The organism is Vibrio sp. V43_P6S15P86, assembly GCF_009904725.1.
Taxonomy (GTDB): domain Bacteria; phylum Pseudomonadota; class Gammaproteobacteria; order Enterobacterales; family Vibrionaceae; genus Vibrio; species Vibrio diabolicus.
The window spans coordinates 1-2688 of sequence record NZ_WXWT01000147.1 but is presented as its reverse complement, the minus strand read 5'-3'; the positions used below and the strand labels follow the sequence as shown (position 1 = coordinate 2688).

At 44.1% G+C, this 2688-nt stretch carries 1 protein-coding gene and 4 tRNA genes; 3 read left to right on the top strand and 2 right to left on the bottom strand.

The genetic code is table 11. The features are described from left to right. Window positions 1–21 precede the first annotated feature (21 nt). The 3 genes from CAG69_RS06410 (at window position 22) to CAG69_RS06400 (ending at window position 304) form a co-directional block, all read left to right on the top strand. Window positions 22–97, top strand: a tRNA-Asn gene (locus CAG69_RS06410). A 40-nt stretch (window positions 98–137) separates the two neighbouring features. After that, window positions 138–213 (top strand) — tRNA-Thr (locus tag CAG69_RS06405). Window positions 214–228: 15 nt separating this feature from the next. After that, window positions 229–304: transfer RNA gene (locus CAG69_RS06400), tRNA-Asn, on the top strand. Between the two features lie 283 nt (window positions 305–587). Here CAG69_RS06400 and CAG69_RS06395 read toward each other — a convergent pair. Both CAG69_RS06395 and CAG69_RS06390 read right to left on the bottom strand, forming a co-directional pair. After that, entirely contained in the window at window positions 588–2024 is a 1437-nt protein-coding gene (locus tag CAG69_RS06395) for an NAD-dependent succinate-semialdehyde dehydrogenase (RefSeq protein ID WP_161443256.1), read from the bottom strand. Window positions 2025–2597: 573 nt separating this feature from the next. Then, window positions 2598–2674: transfer RNA gene (locus CAG69_RS06390), tRNA-Asp, on the bottom strand. Window positions 2675–2688 lie beyond the last annotated feature (14 nt).

Sequence of the window (2688 nt, the reverse complement as noted above, 5' to 3'; positions counted from 1 at the left end):
GCACCACTTATTAAAATTTGTTCCTCCTTAGCTCAGTTGGTAGAGCGACGGACTGTTAATCCGCAGGTCACTGGTTCGAGTCCAGTAGGAGGAGCCATTTTTCAGTTAGTAAGTCGATTACTTATTAACGAAAATGTGCCGACTTAGCTCAGTAGGTAGAGCAACTGACTTGTAATCAGTAGGTCACCAGTTCGATTCCGGTAGTCGGCACCACTTATTAAAATTTGTTCCTCCTTAGCTCAGTTGGTAGAGCGACGGACTGTTAATCCGCAGGTCACTGGTTCGAGTCCAGTAGGAGGAGCCATATTAGAAAAAGCCGTATCTCTTGATACGGCTTTTTTGCATTGGTTTAAAGTCAAACTCTTTTCTACTCATGTCACTCAGGAAAGAAAATCAGAGTTTAGATCATTACCTTGAAGGCATCGCTTAACTTAGAGTGGAATATCTGCTCACCAACAACTCTGCTTTCTATCGATAGTCCCACCATAAGCAATGTTCACCAATAAATAATAATCATAGTGGGTGGCACACATCTCCCAGATCAAAAAAGCCAGGTAAAACCCAGCTTTTTGCTTAAATCAACCAACTCAGCTTAAACCACCGAGACAAATATACTTTGTCTCCAAATATTCATCGAGCCCTTGTTTCGCACCTTCTCGGCCAACTCCTGACTCTTTCACTCCACCAAACGGGGCCACCTCAGTAGAAATAATCCCCTCATTGACACCAACCATGCCGTATTCCAGACCTTCGCTGAAAGCAACAATACGCTTGAAGTTATTCGTGTAGAAGTAACAAGCCAAACCATACTCTGTGTCATTCGCCATTCCGAGAACTTGTTCATCATTCTCAAAGGTAATAATAGGTAACACAGGCCCGAATAGCTCTTGCTGAACAATCGACATATGCTGCTTGACGCTATCCAAAAGAACGGGTTCCATAAAGCGCCCAGAGCGTCTCTGCGGAGAGTTGGCAATAGAAGCTCCTTCTTGTACGGCTTGATCGATCACTGCCTCTAGGCGATGTTTAGAAGCCATCGTAATAACAGGACCTAATGTGACACCTTTCTCTAAACCATTACCAAGCTGTAATTTGTTTAACTTCGACAATACTTTTTCAATAAAAGCCTGTTTTACATCTTCATGGACATACAGCCGATTGGTACAAACACATGTTTGCCCTGCATTACGGAACTTCGAAGCGACAAGCCCTTCCGCAGCCGCATCTAAATCTGCATCGTCAAAAACAATAAAAGGTGCATTACCACCTAACTCCATCGAAACCGCTTTGACAGAGTCACTGGCTTGTTTCATCAAAATCTTCCCGACTCGCGTAGAGCCCGTAAAAGAAACTTTCTTAATCCTAGGATCAGTACTTAGTACTTGGCCAAACTCAGCAGCCTGCTCTGATAACACCACAGGAAGCAGTTCTTTTGGGATTCCCGCCTGATAAGCTAATTCAACAACAGCAATTGCAGTAAGAGGGGTAAGCTCAGAGGGTTTAATCAGCATACCACAGCCTGCCGCCAGGGCTGGTGCTGCTTTTCTTGTAATCATCGCAATAGGGAAGTTCCACGGCGTAATTGCAGCGCATACCCCTACAGGCTGGCGAATAGCAGACAGACGTCGATCTGTCGTGGGTGCAGGTATAACTTCGCCATAAGCACGTTTGGCTTCTTCTGAGAACCACTCGACAAAAGAGGCGCCATACATCACCTCTCCTTTACTCTCGGTTAATGGTTTTCCCTGCTCTAAGGTAATAACTGTGGCAATGTCTTCTGCATTATCAAGGAGTAATTGATACCACTTTTTCAAGCGACGAGAGCGCTCTTTGGCACTTAACTTTGCCCAACGAACTTGATCAGTTTTACACTGACCAATGAGAGTATCTAACTCCTCTAGACTACTAGGCTTTAACCGAACTAACTCTTGCTCAGTTGCAGGGTTGATGACCACAATTCCCTCTTCGGAAGACCATTGCTTAAATACGGATTTCAAGGTTTCATTTTTTATTTGTTGCATCATCAAACTTACTCCTACGAGAACTCCTCTTAGGTTAATCGTTACTAGCAAGATCAGCAAAGAAAACAAAGTTTTCTAAAAACATGAATGTTCGAATGACTTTACTCTCTTAACAGTCTAGACGCTCATTCTCTTCCAATGACTAAATCAGACTAGCGGTAACAAACTCCAGCAATCCATTCTCGTAGGAACTATCCAGAACACTAGAACGATGAATATTTGCGAAGTAGCAGTAGAACCCCCTTGCTAGAGAAAAGCGTTAACGAAATACGCAGTGACAGAGTGCAGACAACGAGCTAGCTTATGCGGATTCATCAGTCTCCAGCATTTACTATAAGGTTCGAATCTGTAGAGATATGGGCAAGATTACATTCAACTAGAATTGTGCAATTCGGTTGTGGGTAAAGCTGGCACTACAGATACCAAAAATCTTAGTCTTTCAAGTGAAGCTTAATATAAGTGGCAGCGGTTCTGGGCTACTGACAGGCCTTTTCCGCGGGACTCATTCGATTAAAGGAAAAAGTATACTCGTATTAACGAAAAAGCCCCAGTCGAAAGACTGGGGCTTAATATAAGTGGCGGAGTGGACGGGACTCGAACCCGCGACCCCCGGCGTGACAGGCCGGTATTCTAACCAACTGAACTACCACTCCGCAGTGGTATCACT

Bases quoted from the DNA above. Each gene is read 5' to 3' on its own strand.
- CAG69_RS06395 (WP_161443256.1), bottom strand. From the start codon at position 2,024: ATGATGCAACAAATAAAAAATGAAACCTTGAAATCCGTATTTAAGCAA.